Source organism: Paracoccus sp. 08 (genome assembly GCF_024105395.1).
GTDB classification, from domain to species: domain Bacteria; phylum Pseudomonadota; class Alphaproteobacteria; order Rhodobacterales; family Rhodobacteraceae; genus Paracoccus; species Paracoccus marcusii.
Genome location: NZ_WEKR01000031.1, coordinates 20,295 through 36,422 on the forward strand (window position 1 = coordinate 20,295; position 16,128 = coordinate 36,422).

Annotated in this window: 16 protein-coding genes, 1 tRNA gene and 2 pseudogenes; 9 read left to right on the top strand and 10 right to left on the bottom strand. The window is 69.1% G+C overall.

The window, feature by feature from the left end; translation table 11 throughout:
• Positions 1–144 precede the first annotated feature (144 nt).
• Positions 145–1,722 (bottom strand): annotated as a pseudogene (locus GBO37_RS11795) (DEAD/DEAH box helicase); the annotation flags it as partial.
• Positions 1,723–1,992: 270 nt separating this feature from the next.
• On the opposite strand from GBO37_RS11795, the gene argS reads away from it, so the two are divergent.
• The 7 genes and pseudogenes from argS (at position 1,993) to GBO37_RS11830 (ending at position 8,815) form a co-directional block, all read left to right on the top strand.
• On the top strand, positions 1,993–3,735 hold the full coding sequence (argS, locus tag GBO37_RS11800; protein WP_252929154.1) for an arginine--tRNA ligase: 1,743 nt from the start codon (positions 1,993–1,995) through the stop codon (positions 3,733–3,735).
• A gap of 73 nt (positions 3,736–3,808) precedes the next feature.
• Positions 3,809–4,957, top strand: coding sequence for an SPOR domain-containing protein (locus GBO37_RS11805; RefSeq protein WP_252929137.1), 1,149 nt, complete (start codon positions 3,809–3,811; stop codon positions 4,955–4,957).
• 4 nt (positions 4,958–4,961) lie between these two features.
• Positions 4,962–5,939 carry a glycoside hydrolase family 3 N-terminal domain-containing protein gene (locus GBO37_RS11810; protein WP_252929138.1) on the top strand — a complete coding sequence of 326 codons (978 nt, stop codon included), beginning with the start codon at positions 4,962–4,964 and terminating at the stop codon, positions 5,937–5,939.
• 49 nt (positions 5,940–5,988) lie between these two features.
• Positions 5,989–6,799, top strand: a pseudogene (locus GBO37_RS11815) (ScpA family protein).
• Positions 6,783–7,421, top strand: a complete 639-nt coding sequence (scpB, locus tag GBO37_RS11820) for an SMC-Scp complex subunit ScpB (RefSeq protein ID WP_252929139.1) — start codon at positions 6,783–6,785, stop codon at positions 7,419–7,421. The pseudogene GBO37_RS11815 and the gene scpB overlap by 17 nt, the downstream one beginning before the upstream one ends.
• Before the next feature lie 3 nt (positions 7,422–7,424).
• Positions 7,425–7,658 (top strand): hypothetical protein, encoded by a 234-nt coding sequence (locus GBO37_RS11825; RefSeq protein WP_252929140.1) that lies wholly within the window; start codon positions 7,425–7,427, stop codon positions 7,656–7,658.
• Positions 7,659–7,696: 38 nt separating this feature from the next.
• Complete coding sequence (locus GBO37_RS11830; protein WP_252929141.1) at positions 7,697–8,815, top strand: class I SAM-dependent RNA methyltransferase; 1,119 nt, start codon at positions 7,697–7,699, stop codon at positions 8,813–8,815.
• Here GBO37_RS11830 and GBO37_RS11835 read toward each other — a convergent pair.
• The 4 genes from GBO37_RS11835 to ihfA all read right to left on the bottom strand — a co-directional run bounded on the left by GBO37_RS11835 (position 8,812) and on the right by ihfA (position 10,921).
• The gene (locus tag GBO37_RS11835; RefSeq protein WP_252929142.1) at positions 8,812–9,882 is read right to left on the bottom strand and encodes a 2'-deoxycytidine 5'-triphosphate deaminase; all 1,071 of its coding nucleotides are present in this window, start codon (positions 9,880–9,882) and stop codon (positions 8,812–8,814) included. The genes GBO37_RS11830 and GBO37_RS11835 overlap by 4 nt on opposite strands.
• Before the next feature lie 72 nt (positions 9,883–9,954).
• Positions 9,955–10,032: transfer RNA gene (locus tag GBO37_RS11840), tRNA-Pro, on the bottom strand.
• Between the two features lie 79 nt (positions 10,033–10,111).
• Entirely contained in the window at positions 10,112–10,603 is a 492-nt protein-coding gene (locus GBO37_RS11845) for a MerR family transcriptional regulator (RefSeq protein ID WP_252929143.1), read from the bottom strand.
• A gap of 15 nt (positions 10,604–10,618) precedes the next feature.
• Positions 10,619–10,921, bottom strand: a complete 303-nt coding sequence (gene ihfA / locus GBO37_RS11850; RefSeq protein WP_042251331.1) for an integration host factor subunit alpha — start codon at positions 10,919–10,921, stop codon at positions 10,619–10,621.
• A 185-nt stretch (positions 10,922–11,106) separates the two neighbouring features.
• Between ihfA and GBO37_RS11855 the strand changes: the two genes are divergently transcribed.
• Positions 11,107–11,382 carry a DksA/TraR family C4-type zinc finger protein gene (locus tag GBO37_RS11855; protein WP_252929144.1) on the top strand — a complete coding sequence of 92 codons (276 nt, stop codon included), beginning with the start codon at positions 11,107–11,109 and terminating at the stop codon, positions 11,380–11,382.
• Position 11,383: 1 nt separating this feature from the next.
• On the opposite strand, the gene GBO37_RS11860 is transcribed toward GBO37_RS11855, so the two are convergent.
• From GBO37_RS11860 to GBO37_RS11875, 4 genes are all read right to left on the bottom strand, one after another.
• The gene (locus tag GBO37_RS11860) at positions 11,384–12,358 is read right to left on the bottom strand and encodes a beta-ketoacyl-ACP synthase III (protein ID WP_045982723.1); all 975 of its coding nucleotides are present in this window, start codon (positions 12,356–12,358) and stop codon (positions 11,384–11,386) included.
• Positions 12,355–13,461 (bottom strand): phosphate acyltransferase PlsX, encoded by a 1,107-nt coding sequence (gene plsX, locus GBO37_RS11865; protein WP_045982724.1) that lies wholly within the window; start codon positions 13,459–13,461, stop codon positions 12,355–12,357. The genes GBO37_RS11860 and plsX overlap by 4 nt, the downstream gene beginning before the upstream one ends.
• A gap of 19 nt (positions 13,462–13,480) precedes the next feature.
• Positions 13,481–13,687 carry a 50S ribosomal protein L32 gene (gene rpmF / locus GBO37_RS11870; RefSeq protein ID WP_042251337.1) on the bottom strand — a complete coding sequence of 69 codons (207 nt, stop codon included), beginning with the start codon at positions 13,685–13,687 and terminating at the stop codon, positions 13,481–13,483.
• Between the two features lie 241 nt (positions 13,688–13,928).
• Complete coding sequence (locus GBO37_RS11875) at positions 13,929–14,465, bottom strand: DUF177 domain-containing protein (RefSeq protein WP_252929145.1); 537 nt, start codon at positions 14,463–14,465, stop codon at positions 13,929–13,931.
• A gap of 122 nt (positions 14,466–14,587) precedes the next feature.
• On the opposite strand from GBO37_RS11875, the gene GBO37_RS11880 reads away from it, so the two are divergent.
• On the top strand, positions 14,588–15,037 hold the full coding sequence (locus GBO37_RS11880) for an outer membrane protein assembly factor BamE (protein ID WP_045982726.1): 450 nt from the start codon (positions 14,588–14,590) through the stop codon (positions 15,035–15,037).
• 23 nt (positions 15,038–15,060) lie between these two features.
• Here GBO37_RS11880 and GBO37_RS11885 read toward each other — a convergent pair whose 3' ends face one another.
• Positions 15,061–16,071: a serine hydrolase gene (locus GBO37_RS11885; protein ID WP_252929146.1), complete on the bottom strand. Its 1,011-nt coding sequence runs from the start codon at positions 16,069–16,071 to the stop codon at positions 15,061–15,063.
• Positions 16,072–16,128: the final 57 nt, after the last annotated feature.

A 16,128-nucleotide genomic window follows, 5' to 3' on the forward strand; every position in this document is an offset into this window, starting at 1 on the left:
GGCCTGGGGTTGGGCTTCGACGGGGGCTTCGGTCGCCGTCTCGGCCTGCGCCTTGCCGCGACCGCGGCCGCGCGACCGGCGTGCGGGCTTGGGGGCGGGATCGGCGGCGGGGGCCTCTGCCACGGTTTCGGTCGGGGCGTCGTCCGACAGGCCGACGCTGCGCAGTTCGACCAGCATGAACTGGGGGATGTGATCGCCCATGCCCATCACCTGCGACCCGCGGTGGTCCTGATCGCGACCACGGCGTCCGTCGCGACGGTCATCCCGGCGGTCGCCGCGGCGGTCGTCACGACGATCCTCGCGGCGTTCGTCCTTGCGGGTCTCCTCGCGGCGCGGCTGCTCGGCGCGTGCTTCGGGTTCGGGGCGGGGTTCAGGCTGCGCTTTGGGCTCCATGCGGGCCTCCGGTTCGGCTGCGGTCGCGACGGGTGCGGGGGGCGCTGCGGCTTCCGCCTCGGGGCGGGGTTCGTCGCGACGGCGGCGACGGCCGCGTTCGCGCGATCCGCCCTTGCGATCCTCCGTGGCGTTGCCTTCGGCCTTGCGGTCGTCGCGCGCAGGCGCGTCGCCACCGGCAAATCCTGCCGGCGCGTCGACCCGCGGCAGCGAGGATTTCAGCAACTGCTCGATCGCGGCCAGATACTTGTCGTCGGACGGCACGGCGATGCTGATCGAGGTGCCAAGACGGCCCGCGCGGCCGGTGCGCCCGATGCGGTGGACATAGTCCTCGGCATGGCTGGGCAGATCATAGTTGAAGACATGGCTGACCGCCGGGATGTCCAGGCCGCGCGCCGCGACGTCGGATGCGATCAGCAGGCGCAGCTTGCCGTCGCGGAACGATTCCAGCGTGCGGGTCCGCTGGCTCTGGTCCAGGTCGCCGTGGATCGGGGCCGCGTCGTATCCGTATTTCGCCAGCGACTTGGCGACGATGTCGACGTCCGTCTTGCGGTTGCAGAAGACGATGGCGTTGGTCAGCCCCTCGCCCTCGGCGTCGATCAGGGCGCGCAGCAGGTCGCGCTTCTGCTTGGCGGCCATGTCGCGGCGGGTGGGGGTCAGCTGGATCAGGCGCTGCGTGATCGTCTCGCTGGCCGAGGCCTGGCGCGCGACCTCGACCCGTTCGGGCGAGTGCAGGAAGGTGTTGGTGATCCGCTCGATCTCGGGGGCCATGGTGGCGCTGAAGAACAGCGTCTGGCGGGTGAAGGGCGTCAGCTGGAAGATGCGCTCGATATCGGGGATGAAGCCCATGTCCAGCATGCGGTCGGCCTCGTCCACGACCATGATCTGAACGCCGGTCAGCAGCAGCTTGCCACGCTCGACGTGGTCCAGCAGGCGGCCCGGGGTGGCGATCAGCACGTCCACGCCGCGATCGATCAGCTTGTCCTGTTCGCCGAAGCTGACGCCGCCGATCAGCAGCGCCTTGGTCAGGCGGGTGTGCTTGGCATAGGTGTCGAAATTCTCGGCCACCTGGGCGGCCAGTTCACGCGTGGGGCACAGCACAAGGCTGCGCGGCATGCGCGCGCGGGCCCGGCCACGGCCGAGCAGCGTGATCATCGGCAGGGTGAAGCTGGCGGTCTTGCCGGTTCCGGTCTGCGCTATCCCCAGCACGTCGCGGCCTTCCAGGGCGGGCGGGATCGCCCCCTGCTGGATGGGCGTCGGCGTCTCGTAGCCGGCTTCCAGCACGGCCTGCAGCACTTTGGGGTCCAGCTTCAGATCAGAGAACTTGGTCATTCGGGGCTTTCCATTAAGCCGCGCCCGTTCTGGCGCGATGCGTTCCAAGCCGCGCGCCCGTCTGGCGCAGTGGCGGCTAAGTTGGGACGCAAACACGGACGCCCCGCCTTGATGCCTGCCGGATGCAGGCCCGCATCGCGTAGACCAAAGGCGCTGCCGCGTCAATCTTTTGCGTGGTCCGTCCCGCCGGCGGGGCGGTGGCGCGGGGCTTTCGGTTGACCTCTCCCCGTCCGAAAGGGTAACCCCCGGGGGTCAATCAGGAAGCCCATGATGAACCTTTTCACCGATTTGCGCGGCGTCGTCGTCGAGGCGCTGGACCAGATGGCCGCCGCAGGAGAGCTGCCCGCCGGCCTGGATACCGCCAATGTCACGGTCGAACCGCCCCGCGACCCGGCGCATGGCGACAKGGCCACCAATGCCGCGATGGTGCTGGCCAAGCCCGCCGGCATGAAGCCGCGCGAGATCGCCGACCGCCTGGCCGCGCGCCTGACCGACCCCCGCATCAGCGCGGCCGAGGTCGCGGGCCCCGGTTTCCTGAACCTGCGCCTGTCTCCGGTGGTCTGGCAGGGCGTGATCCGGTCGGCCCTGCAGGCCGGCACCGAATTCGGGCGGTCCGACCTTGGGGCGAATGCCAAGGTCAACGTCGAGTTCGTCAGCGCCAACCCCACCGGTCCGATGCATGTGGGCCATGTCCGCGGCGCGGTCTTCGGCGATGCGCTGGCGCGGCTGCTGGCGTTCTCCGGCCATGACGTCACGCGCGAATACTATATCAATGACGGCGGCGCGCAGGTCGACGTGCTGGCCCGCTCGGCGTACGAGCGCTATCGCGAGGCGAACGGGCTGGAGCCCGAGATCCGCGAGGGGCTGTATCCCGGCGACTATCTGATCCCCGTCGGAGAGGCGCTGAAGGCCAAGTACGGCGACAGCCTGCTGGACCGCCCCGAGGCCGAATGGCTGGAGGAGATCCGCGAATTCGCGACGCAGGCGATGATGGAGCAGATCCGCGGCGACCTGGCGATCCTGGGCGTCGAGATGGACGTCTATTCCAGCGAGAAGGCGCTGTACGGCACCGGGCGGATCGAGGATGCGATCGCGCGCCTGGACACGCAGGGCCTGATCTATCGCGGCGTGCTGGAGCCGCCGAAAGGCAAGCTGCCCGAGGACTGGGAGGCGCGCGAGCAGCTGCTGTTCCGCTCCAGCGCGCATGGCGACGACGTGGACCGGCCGATCCAGAAGTCGGACGGGGCCTGGACCTATTTCGCGCCCGACATCGCCTATCACTGGGACAAGATCGACCGCGGCTTCGATCAGCTGATCGACGTCTTCGGCGCCGATCACGGCGGCTACGTCAAGCGGATGAACGCGGCGGTCAAGGCGCTGTCGAACGGCCGCGTGCCGCTGGACGTCAAGCTGATCCAGCTGGTCAAGCTGTACAAGAACGGCGAGCCGTTCAAGATGTCCAAGCGCGCCGGCACCTTCGTGACCCTGCGCGACGTGGTCGAGGAGGCGGGGGCCGACGTCACCCGCTTCATCATGCTGACGCGCAAGAACGACGCGGCGCTGGATTTCGACTTTGCCCGCGTGCTGGAACAGTCCAAGGACAACCCGGTGTGGTACGTCCAGTATGCCAGCGCCCGCGTCCATTCGGTGCTGCGCCGCGCGACCGAGGCCGGGATCGCGGTCGACGATTCGACCCTGGCGGATGCCGATCTGTCCGTCCTGTCCCACCCGGCCGAGCTGGAGCTGGCCCGCAAGGTCGCCGAATGGCCGCGCCTGGTCGAGAACGCGGCCCGCGCGCACGAGCCCCATCGCGTGGCGTTCTTCCTGTATGAACTGGCATCCGACCTGCATTCGCTGTGGAATCGCGGCAATGACGACATGTCGCTGCGATTCATCCAGGATGGCGATGCGGTCACAAGCCAAGGAAAAATTGCGCTGGTCCGGGCGGTTGGCGTTGTTATTTCATCTGGTCTCGCTATTCTTGGCGTCACTCCGGCGGAAGAAATGCGCTGACCGAATGCATCGCCGTCGGGGAAGGCTGAGAGCAGGCAAAAGTTAATCCGGGACAACCGGCGGGCAGGCGAACATGGCAGTGATGGACTTCCGCGAAGGCGGCTACGTTTTCTCGCGTCACAAGGTGAAGCGCGAATTCTCTTACGATCAGAACGGACAGCCGGCAGCGGCTGCCGGTCAGGCACAGCAACCCGGGCAGGCCGACGGCCTGCCGGCGCGGCTGGCGCGGGTGACCCATTACATGGGCGCGGTCGCATCGGTGGCGCTGATGGTCGGGTTGATGGCCTGGGGCTGGCAGCTGGTGTCGCGCGACGTGTCGGGCGTGCCCGTCATCCGCGCCGTCCAGGGCGAGGCCCGCACCACCGCCGAGGATCCGGGCGGTCAGCTGACCAATCATACCGGACTTGCCGTGAATTCGGTCGCCGGTGGGCAGGTCCTGTCGCCGACCGAGCAGGTCGCGATCGCGCCGGCGCCGGTGGACCTGTCCGCCGATGACGTCGCCATGGGAGAATTGGGCGCCACCGCCCGCGAACCCTCGAACCCGTCGGAGACGCCGCTGACCTTCGCGGGCGAGCCCATCGTGCCGCTGTCCGACAGCGAGGCCCGCGCCCTGGCCGAGGCCGAGGCGGCCGCCGCCGCGGAACGCGCCCTGGCCGATCACGCCGTCAACCAGGCCGCGATCATCGACGCCCCCGCCAGCGAGGGTGCGGTGACCGAGGTCGTCACCGACGAGAACGGCCTTCCGGCACAGTCCGCGGCCATCGCCGAGGCGCTGGCACAGGCCCAGGCCGAGGCGAACCCCGCCGTGGTCGTCGCATCGGCCCGCCCCACGCCGCGCCCCCGTGTGACGCAGGTTGCCGCGGCACCCGCACCCGTCGCCGCGCAGACCGCCCTGGCCCAGGCCCCGGCGCCGGCCCCCGACCGTCCCGCGGCAGCACCCACGCCGGCCCCGGCACCCGCCGCGGCGCGCAGCGCCAGCGGTCCCGTCGTGCAGGTCGGCGCGTTCGACAGCGACTCCATCGCCAATGGCGAATGGCAGCGGCTGGCGGGGCGCAATGGCGGCCTGTTCTCGGGCAAGTCGCCGGTCATCCAGGAACATCAGTCGAACGGCCGCACCTTCTGGCGGCTGCGGGTCGCGGGCTTTGATTCGCTGTCCGAGGCGCGGCAGTTCTGTTCCGCGCTGCAATCCTCGGGGACCGACTGCCTGGCGCTTGGCGGCTGAGGCCGTGCAGAACGCAACCATTCTGGGCGGCGTCGGTGGCCTGTCCCTGACGCCGGACGAGGCCGCGTTCTTTCGCGAGGCCGACCCCTGGGGCTTCATCCTGTTCGGACGCAATGTCGACGCGCCCGATCAGCTGCGCCGCCTGACCGCGCAGCTGCGCGAGGCCGTAGGCCGCGACTGCGTGATCACCATCGACCAGGAGGGCGGGCGTGTGCAGCGCATGCGCGCGCCCCATTGGACCGACTGGCCGGCGCCGCTGGACCAGGCGCGGGCGGGACCGCAGGCGATGTGGCTGTACTATCACCTGATCGGGCAAGAGCTGCGGGCCGTGGGCATCGATTCGAACTGCGCCCCCACGTTGGACGTGGCGCAGGACGGGACGCATCCCTTCCTGCGCAACCGCTGCCTGGGCACCGACCCTGACCGCGTGGCCGAACTGGGCCGCGCGGCGGCGGACGGGTTGCTGGCCGCGGGCGTTCTGCCGGTGGTCAAGCACATGCCGGGCCATGGTCGCGCGCAGGTCGACAGCCATCATGGCCTGCCCGTGGTCGACGCGACCGAGGCCGAACTGGACGCGGTCGATTTCGCGCCGTTCCGGGCGCTGAACGATCTGCCGATGGGCATGACCGCGCATATCCGCTTTCCGGCACTTGATGATGGGCCCGCCACGGCCTCGCGCCGGATGATCGGGCTGATCCGCGACCGGATCGGGTTCGACGGCCTGCTGATGACCGACGACATCACGATGAACGCGCTGTCGGGGACGCAGGCCGAACGCGCGGCCGCATCCATCGCGGCGGGCTGCGMTCTGGTGCTGCATTGCAACGGCACGATCGACCAGATGGCGCCTGTGGTCGAGGCCGCCGGTCCGATGACGCGGGACGCCATGCGCCGCGCCGATGCCGCCCTGGCCCGCAGACAGACGCCGGCAGAGGCCGACATCGCCGCGCTGATCGATCAGTGGCGGGTGCTGAGCGCTTGACAGGCAGGCGCGGGGGCATGACCCTTTGCGCCCGTGCCAAGGAGGCTTCGTGGCCAGACAGGTTCTCTATCTTCAGCCCGTCGCGGATGCCGATGTCGCGCAGCGGCGCGCGGACGAGGCGCTGATCGTCGATGTCGACGGCTATGAGGGGCCGCTGGACCTGCTGCTGACGCTGGCGCGCACGCAAAAGGTGGATCTGCTCAAGATCCGGGTGCTGGACCTGGCCGAACAGTACCTGGCCTTTGTCGAGAAGGCCCACGCCCTGCGGATCGAGCTTGCAGCCGACTATCTGGTCATGGCCGCTTGGCTGGCCTTCCTGAAATCCCGCCTGCTGCTGCCCCCCGACCCCGAGGCCGAAGGCCCCTCGGCCCAGGACATGGCCGCCCATCTGGCCTTCCAGCTGGAGCGTCTGGCCGCGATGCGGCAGGCGGCGGCGCAGCTGATGGGCCGCGACCGGCTTGGCCTGTCGCGCTTCGCCCGCGGCGCCCCCGAAACCGTCGCGCGCACCCCCCCGCCGCACCCAATGGCAGGCGGGGCTGATCGACCTGATGCGCGCCTATGCCCGGCTCAAGACGCGCGACGAGTTCCGCCCCTATGCGTTCGACCGGCATGACATCTTCACGATGGAACAGGCGCTGGACCGGTTGCGGCGGATGATCGGGTTCACCGGCCAGTGGACCGACCTGTCGGTGTTCCTGCCCGACGGCTGGTCGGACGACCCAAAGCGGCGGCGCAGCGCCACCGCCGCGACCTTTGCCGCCTCGCTGGAGCTTGCGCGCCAGGGCCGGCTGGAGATACGGCAGGCGCAAACCTTCGCGCCCATCCATTACCGGCAAAAGTCCCATGACGACCACAGCTGACCCCACCTCTCCGGCGCTGGACGAACAGGCCCGCATGGTCGAGGCGATCCTGTTCGCGGCCGTGCAACCGATGAGCCTGCGCGATCTGACCGTGCGGATGCCGCAGGGCTGCGACCCGGCCGCGGCGGTGGCCCGGCTGCGCGCGACCTATCAGGGGCGCGGCGTGGTCTTGGAACGCATCGGCGACGCCTATGCCTTTCGGACCGCGCCCGACCTGTCGTTCCTGATGCAGACCGAGACGGTGGACACCCGCCGCCTGTCGCGCGCCGCCATCGAGACCTTGGCGATCATCGCCTATCATCAGCCGGTCACCCGGACCGAGATCGAGGAGGTGCGCGGCGTCGCCCTCAGCCGCGGCACGCTTGACCAGCTGATCGAGATGGAATGGGTGCGTGTCGGCCGCCGCCGCATGACGCCCGGCCGTCCCGCGACCTATATCGTGACCGAGGCGTTTCTGGACCATTTCGGCTTGGAATCGGCGCGCGATCTGCCCGGGCTTGCGGAACTGCGCGCGGCGGGGTTGCTGGAATCGCGCCCGCCCGCCGATGGTCTGGGCCTGCCCCTTGTCGGCGGGGATGCGGACCCCGATATCGACCCCGAAGAGTTGTTCGAGGATGAGTAAGCGATGAACGCCAACCAGCTGATCAGCATGTTCACCCGCCTTGTCGCGCGCCGTGCGATGACCTGGGGCATCAACAAGGGGCTGGGCACCCTGTCGCGTGGCAAGACCGGGTCCGGCAAGACGGGTTTCGGCAACGCAGGGTTCGGCAAGTCGGGGTCGGGCAAGCGCCGCAGCGATGCGCAGATGCAGGACCTGGCGCGCAAGATGCGGACCCTGTCGCGGCTGACGCGTCGCTGAGGCTGGGCTTTCCCCGCGACGCGCGCTAGGGCTGCGCGATGGACAACACCCCTTTCGAGATCTTTCTGGTGGCCACCCCCGGCCTCGAGGCGCCGCTGGCGGCCGAGGCCAAGGCCCTTGGCTGGACCGGCGTGATCCAGCCCGGCGGCGTCACCATCACGGGCGGCTGGACCGATGTCTGGCGCGCGAACCTGATGCTGCGCGGGGCCACGCGCGTGCTGGCCCGCATCGGCGGGTTCCGCGCCATGCACCTGGCCCAGTTGGACAAGCGCGCCCGCAAGTTCCCTTGGGCGGACCTGCTGCCCCGCGACCTGCCCGTGCGGGTCGAGAGCATCTGCCGCGCCTCCCGGATCTATCATGCCGGCGCTGCGACGCAGCGCATCGAACGCGCCATCACCGAGGAGCTGGGCGCCCCCTTGGCCACGCCGAAGGATCGCGGCCCGTCGATCACCGTCAAGGCGCGGATCGAGGACGACCTGGTGACCTTCAGCCTGGATACGACCGGCGAATCGCTGCACAAGCGAGGCCACAAGGAGGCCGTCGCCAAGGCCCCCCTGCGCGAGACCATGGCCGCGATGTTCCTGGCCGAGATGGGCTTTGACGGCAGCCAGCCGGTGCTGGACCCGATGTGCGGATCGGGCACCTTCGTGCTGGAGGCTGCCGAGATCGCCCTGGGCCTTCTGCCCGGCCGCAGCCGCGGCTTCGCATTCCAGCGATTTGCGAATTACGACGCAGCTGCATTCGCCACGATGAACGCTGCGCCCGCGCCGCGCGACCTGTCCATCCGGTTCCTGGGTTTCGACCGTGACCCCGGCGCGATCCGGATGAGCGAGGCGAATGCCGCCCGTGCGGGCGTGTCCGCGGTGACGCGGTTCCAGGCGGGGCAGGTGACCGACCTGCAGCGCCCCGACGGCCCGCCGGGCATCGTGATTGTGAACCCGCCCTATGGCACCCGGATCGGCAACAAGGGTCCGCTGTTCGGCCTGCACGGCCAGATGGGCACGGTGTTCCGGGACCGGTTCCAAGGGTGGCGCATCGGCATGGTCACGTCCGAGGCCGGACTGGCCAAGGCCACCGCCCTGCCATGGAAGGCACCGGGTCCGGTCGTGGCCCATGGCGGGCTTAAGGTCCGCCTGTGGCAGACCGGGCCGCTTTAGCGAAACTGCTTGGCCAGCTTCAGGCCCTGACCCTGATAGTTCGACCGGATCCCCTCGCCGTAAAGGCGCTGCGGGCGGGCGCCCATGCGTTCATAGACCAGGCGGCCGACAGTCTGGCCGTGTTCCAGCACGAAGGGCGCCTCGTGGCAGCGTACCTCGAGGACGCCGCGTGCCCCGTGCCCCTCATCCCCGATACCAAAGCCGGGATCGAAGAAGCCCGCGTAATGGACCCGGAATTCCCCCACCATCGCCAGATAGGGCGCCATCTCGGCCGCGTAGTCGGCAGGGATCGCCACCGATTCGCGGCTGACCAGGATATAGAAGGCGCCGGGATCCAGGATCAGGCGGCCCTCGGTCGTGCGCAGCTCGTCCCAGAACTCTGCCACGGGATAGGCGCCGATGCGGTCCAGATCGATCACCCCGCTATGCGGCCGGGCGCGATAGCCGACCAGATCGCCCTGCGCAGGACGCAGATCGACTGAGAAGCCCAGACCGTGATCGATCAGCACCGGCGCACCGCCCACCAGCGGCTGATCCGCATGCAGCGCGGTCAGATCGGCGTCCGACAGGACGGCCTGACCCCGGCGCAGGCGCAGCTGGTTCAGGCGCATGCCGGGCCGCACCAGCACCGAAAAGCTGCGCGGGCAGATCTCGGCGTAAAGCGGTCCGTCGTAACCCTCGGGCAGGCGGTCGAATTCGGTGCCGTCATCGGTCACCAGCCGCGTCAGCAGGTCCAGCCGCCCGGTCGATGACTTGGCGTTGGCGACCGCCGACATGCCCGCGGGCAGGGCGATCCGCTCCTGCAGCGGGATCAGGTAGACGCAGCCGCGTTCCAGCACGGCGCCGTCGGACAGGTCCATCTGGTGCATCTGGAAATCGGCCAGCCGGTCCGCGATGCGCCGCCCGCGCCCGGCCAGAAAGCTGGCACGCAGGCGATAGGCGGTGCGGCCAAGCCGCAGGTCCAGGCTGGCGGGCTGGATCTGTTCGAGCGTGACGGGGGCATCGGCGCGGATGACGCCTTGGTCGATCAGATTGCGGATATCGCTGTCGGGCAGAACGCCATTCATGTCGCAAGCCCCTGATGCGGGTGGGGGATAAGGGAAACGCCCACCCTTGGAAAAGGATGGGCGTTTTCGGAATGGTCGGGCCGGAGAGATTCGAACTCTCGGCCTTCCGCCCCCCAGACGGACGCGCTAACCAGGCTGCGCCACGGCCCGACGCGCATGCTATAAAGCGATCCGGCAGGCCAGCACAAGGGCCTGGGCGCGGAAAACTTTGACAAATCGCATGCGGGGATCAGGACAGGCTCAACATGGCCTGCGCCAGCCGGATGACAACAGGCTTGGCCCGCGGCCAGCGTCGATCGACGGGTGAAATCTGCTGCAGATGACGCGCCATATCGCTGAGGCGTGCCAGCCAGACGGGGGGGTGCGATGGAGGGCTGACAGGGGCGATGCGCGCGGGTGCGGGTGCGGGGGCAGGGGCCGGGGGTGCTGTGTCCCGCGGCGGAGAGAGCTGCTGTGCGCCCCGCCTGCGGACGGATTGTCCGCGGTCGGTGGCGATCTGGCGAATCGCTCCGCGAATCGTCAGCCCGTCGTCTCGCAGCAGGGCACAGATGCCCGCTGCCATCTCGACATCGGCGGGGCGATAGTAGCGTCTGCCGTCGGGGCGCTTCATCGGCTTCAGCGCCGAGAACTGGGTTTCCCAATAGCGCAGGACATGAGGGGCGACGCCGATCAGGGTCGCCACCTCTCCGATCGACCGGAATGCCTCTGCGCCTTTCGCCATGGGGTCGGGCCGGGGCTATCGCTTGTTTCCGGCTGCCACGCGATCCTTCATCAGGTGCGAGGGCCGGAAGGACAGCACGCGGCGGGGCGTGATGGGCACCTCTTCGCCGGTCTTGGGATTGCGGCCGATCCGCTCGTTCTTGTCGCGCACCGAAAAGGTGCCGAAGGACGAGATCTTGACCTGCTCTCCCTGCACCAGCGCGTCCGAGATGTGGTCCAGCACGCTTTCGACCAGCTGTGCCGATTCGTGACGGGACAGGCCGACGTCACGGAATACCGCTTCGGCCAAGTCCATCCGGGTCAAGGTCTTGTCGCCCATGATTGATCCTCTTGAATGCGGGAAGGATGGTTCGAATTCCCATGGCTGTCAACGAGGCCCGCGGGGAAATCGTTCCCCGCCCGATACTTGTCATGCGCCGGCACGCCCTTGGACAGGGTAGGGCGATTGATTCCGGCGCGATGCTTCCCATCTGTTGAGGCAGCAGGATAGCGATGGAGGACAGGATGGCAGGCGGATGGGCCCGCGACGACGCGGTGAACGACCAGATCGATGTCAGCACGGCCGAGGCGATCGCCCGTGCCCGGCTGGCCGCGTCGCGCCGTCAGGTGAGCGACAGCGCACGGGTCTGCGCGGAATGCGACGAACCGATCCCCGAGGCGCGCCGCGCCGCGCAGCCCGGGGTGCAGCTGTGCGTGGCCTGTCAGTCGGGCCATGATCGCGCAAGACGACCCTCGGGCGGGATGAACCGCCGCGCCAGCAAGGATGCGTTGTTGAAATAGTCTACCAGCGCAGGACGACGGCGCCCCAGCTGAGACCGCCGCCAATCGCCTCGGTCACCAGAACCTGGCCTGGCGCGAACCGTCCCTGGCCGTCGGCGACGGACAGGGCCAGCGGAATCGACGCGGCCGAGGTGTTCCCGTGATCGGCCACGGTCAGCACGACCTTGTCCAGCGGCAGCTGCATCTTCTGCGCGGTGGCGGTGATGATGCGCATGTTCGCTTGGTGCGGGACCAGCCAGTCCACGTCGGCAGGCGTCAGCCCGGCACGGTCCAGCGCGGTATGCGCCGTCTTGGCCAGCTTTTCGACCGCATGGCGGAAGACCAGGTTGCCCTGCATCCGCAGTTGGCCTGCCGTCCCGGTGGAGGACACGCCGCCATCGACATACAGAAGCTCGCGATAGGTGCCGTCGCTGTTCAGGTCGCTGGCCAGGATGCCCCGGTCATCGCTGGTGCCTGCACCGTCCTCAGCCTGCAGGACGACCGCGCCGGCGCCGTCGCCGAACAGCACGCAGGTGCCACGGTCGGTCCAGTCCATGATCCGCGAGAAGGTCTCGGCCCCGATCACCAGGATGCGGTCAGCCTGGCCCGCGCGAATCATCGCGTCCGCATTGGCCAGCGCAAAGACGAAGCCCGCGCAGACGGCCTGCACGTCATAGGCAAAGCCGCGCTTCATCCCCAGACCGGCCTGGACCATGGTCGCGACGGCCGGAAAGGTGAAGTCGGGGGTGGAGGTCGCCAGCACGACACCGTCGATGTCGTCTGCGGTCATGCCTGCGCGGTCCAGCGCGGCCTTGGCGGCGCGGATGGCCAGGTCGCTGGTGGTCTGGCCCTCGGCCGCGAAGTGGCGACGCTCGATCCCGGTGCGAGAGCGGATCCATTCGTCGGTGGTGTCCAGCTTGTCCTCGAACCAGCTATTCTCGACGATGCGTTCAGGCAGGTAATGCCCGGTGCCGCAGATGACCGAACGACGCGTCACGACGATGCTCCTGTATCGGTGGCGCTGGCGGATGCCGCGGCACCTTGGGCCACGCGGGCGGCCAGGCGGTCCTGGAAGCCCGACTTGGCCAGGGTGAAGGCCAGCTTGATGGCCGCGGACACGCCGGTCGCATCGGCGGAGCCGTGCGATTTCACGACCGTGCCGTTCAGGCCCAGGAAGATGCCGCCGTTCACGCGGCGCGGGTCGATCCGCTTCTGCAGGCGCTTGAGCGAGCTCATGGCCAGGACGGCCGCAAATTTTGACATGATCGAATTCGAGAAGGCGTCCTTGAGGAAGTCGCCGACCAGCTTGGCGGTGCCTTCCCCGGTCTTCAAGGCGACATTGCCGGTGAATCCGTCGGTGACGATCACATCCACGCGGTCGGACGGCAGGTCGCCACCCTCGACGAAGCCGACATAGGTATAGCTGCCGGCGGCGGCCTGCTCGATCATCTCGTGGGCCTGCTTCAGTTCGGCGCGGCCCTTGTGTTCCTCGGTGCCCACGTTCAGCAGGCCGACGCGCGGCATGGGCAGGCCCAGGCCGTTGCGCGCATAGGATGCCCCCATCAGGGCATATTGCAGCAGGTCATGCGCATCGGCGCGGATGTCCGCGCCCACGTCCAGCATGATGTTGAACCCTTGGGGGTTGCGCGACGGCCACAGACAGGCGATGGCCGGCCGGTTCACGCCCGGCAGCTTGCGCAGGCGCATCATCGACAGCGCCATCAGCGCGCCGGTGTTCCCGCAGGACACGGCGACCTGCGCCTCTCCAGCCTTGACCGATTCCAGCGTGGACCACATCGACGTGCCCTCGCCCTTGCGCAGGACCTGGCTGGGCTTGTCATGCATCGTCACCACGCCCGCAGCATGGCGGATGTCGCAGCGACCCGCCAGCACTTTGCGGCGCGCGATCAGGCCCGCAAGCTCTGCCTCGTCGCCATGGACGATGAAGCGGATCTCGGGGTTCTTCTCGGCGCTTTCGGCCATGCCTGCGACGACGACGGCAGGGCCGCGGTCGCCACCCATGGCGTCAACCGATATCACCACGCTGCCCCCGGATTCGGGGACGCGCGGTGTCGGCGTGCTCGCGGAGGGGACGGACATCAGGACGGGCGCGCCGGAATCAGGCCGCGTCGTCGTCCAGGTCGATCTCGTTCGCCTTCGCGATCACTTCGCGGTCGGCGTAGTGGCCGCAGGACGGGCAGACGTGATGCGGGCGCTTCAGCTCGCCGCAGTTGGAGCATTCGTTCGGGTTGCCCGCGACCAGCGCATCATGCGCACGGCGCATGTTGCGCTTGGACCGGGTTACGCGATTCTGAGGGACAGCCATGTCACCACCTCGGTTGTCAGGGTGCGGCGCCAGAACGCGATCACACCAGATTTGAATTCGTAAATGAACCGCGCAGATACGCCATGACGACCGCGCCCGCAAGCCCCGAAGGCCAGGGGACGGCCGCAAACGCACCGCACATGGCCCCCCTTTGCCGCGAACGAGTCGCGATTGCGCCCCCCGGCGGCGGGTTCGGGCGCATTTCGCGCCCACCTGTGGCCCGATGGCCACGCAGCCCGGGTCAGGATTCGCGGTCCTTGCCGCCCAGCAGCTTGTCCAACCCGGCAAAGGGACGCCGTGTGTCGCCGGCGGCATCGTCGTCGGCCGCCGCGGCCTGCGGCAGGCTTGCCCCCTCGGCCCGCGGATAGGCGGGCAGGGCCAGCGACAGGGCCTCGACCATGATCGCGGTCAGGTCGATGAAGTTGCCAAGGGGTTCCAGCGTCTCGTCCGGCATCTCGATCTCGTCGCCCTCGGGGGCGGCCACATGCGGAGAGAACTGGATGCGGACCGGTTCCGAGATGTCGGTGCGCACGGGCTTCAGCGTGATGACGCAGGGTTGCGTCACCCGCGCGGCCAGCGTGGCCGTCAGCAGCCAGCTGTCGGTGCCATGCGCGCGCAGCGTGCCGCGAAAGTCCAGGCGCGTCAGTGCGTCCAGTCCCAGCTCGGCCGCCAGGGCCTCCCGCACGCCTTCGTCGGGGCGCAGGTGAAAGGTCGTCGGCGCGTTCGGGTTCAGATGCGCGACGCGCAGCCGCTGCGGATGCGATTCGGGGGTGATCATGTCGGACCTTTGTCGATGCGGCGCGGGGCGCGTGACCCCGAGGATTGATATTCTTGAGCAGGGTGGCCGAGTTTGCTAGGCAGGGCGGGCCGCGTCAACCGCCCCAAGGAGGGAACCCGCCCATGTCCGCCATCAGAAGCCTGATGACACTGGCGTTTCTGGCTGTCCTCGGGCTTGCCGCCTGTGCACCCATCGAACGGAACCACGGATACGTCCCCCCCGATCTGGAGCTGGCGCAGGTCGTGCCGGGGCAGACCACGATGGAGGAACTGCCCGGTCTGATCGGTCGCCCGTCGGCCCAGGGCCTGCTGACGGGGTCCGGCTGGTACTATGTCGGATCGCGCTGGCGCCGCCTCGGCCCAGCCGCCCCGCGCGAGATCGACCGCAAGGTCGTCGCCATCTCGTTCGCGCCCACCGGCGTGGTCAGCAATGTCGAGACCTTTGGGCTGGAACGCGGCCGCGTGGTCAGCCTGTCGCGCCGCGTGACCGACGGCAGCGTGACCGACATCTCGTTCATCGGACAGCTTCTGGGCAACCTGGGCAACTTCCAGGCCGGCGATTTCGTCGACTGACGGCGCAGGCCGGGCGCGGTCGCCTAGACCGCGCCGGCCAGCTGTTCCGCCAGGCGGTGCAGGTCATCGCGATGCCCGGTGCGCCCCGACGGCAGGTCCGGGTCCGACGTCATCGCGATGGACAGCGCCGGCTGGCGCCGCGTCGCGGGGAACACATAGACCATCTGCCCGCCATAGCCCCAGCCATAGCGCACGTCCCGCCCCGCCATCCGCCCCAGGAACCAGCCATAGCCGTATCCCTGGCCGCTGAAGATGCTGGAGGTGCGGCGCCGCCAGCTTTCGTCGATCCAGGCCGCGGGGACGACCTGCCGCCCGCCCGCCTGACCGCCCCGCGCGTATGTCGCACCGAAGGCCAGCAGCGACCGGGTGCTCATCGCCATCTGGTTGCCGCCCAGATAGATGCCCTGCGGATCGCGGTCCCATCCGGTGATGCGAAATCCGGGAATGGGCGACAGCCAGTCGCGTGCGACGTCCAGCAGCGGGCGGCCGGTGACGCGGGTCAGGATCGCCGCGACCAGATGCGTCGATGCGGTCGAATACTGCATCCGCGTGCCGGGATCCTGGACGAAGGGCGCGGCCAGCGCGCTGCGCACCCAGTTCGGGCTGCTGACCCATCGGCCGTAATTCTGTCCCGACTGGCGTTCCAGCCCGGCCTGCATCGACAGCAGGTTGCCCAGGGTGACGCGCGCCAGCCGCGGGTCGGCCGATGCGGGCAGGTCGCTGCGCAGCAGCGGTGCGATGGGCTGATCCGCGCTCTCCAGCAGGCCGCGGCCGATGGCGATGCCCGCCAGCGCCGACACCACCGATTTCGACGCCGACTTGATGTTCGTCGGGCTGTCCGGCGTAAAGCCGTGATAGCCCTGGGCCGCCAGTTCAGCCCCCTGGGCGCCGTCGTCCTGCCACAGGGCGATGGCGCGCAGGGGCGGCATCGATCCGGCCTGCGACAGCAGGGGGGCCAGGCTGGCGCGGGCGATGCGGGGGGCTGCCAGCAGCGGCAGGGCGGCGGCGGTCAGGATCAGGGCGCGTCTTTTCATGCGCACAATATGGGGCGGGGGGCCGGGCATGGGCAATCACGCTTGCGTGGGCACGGC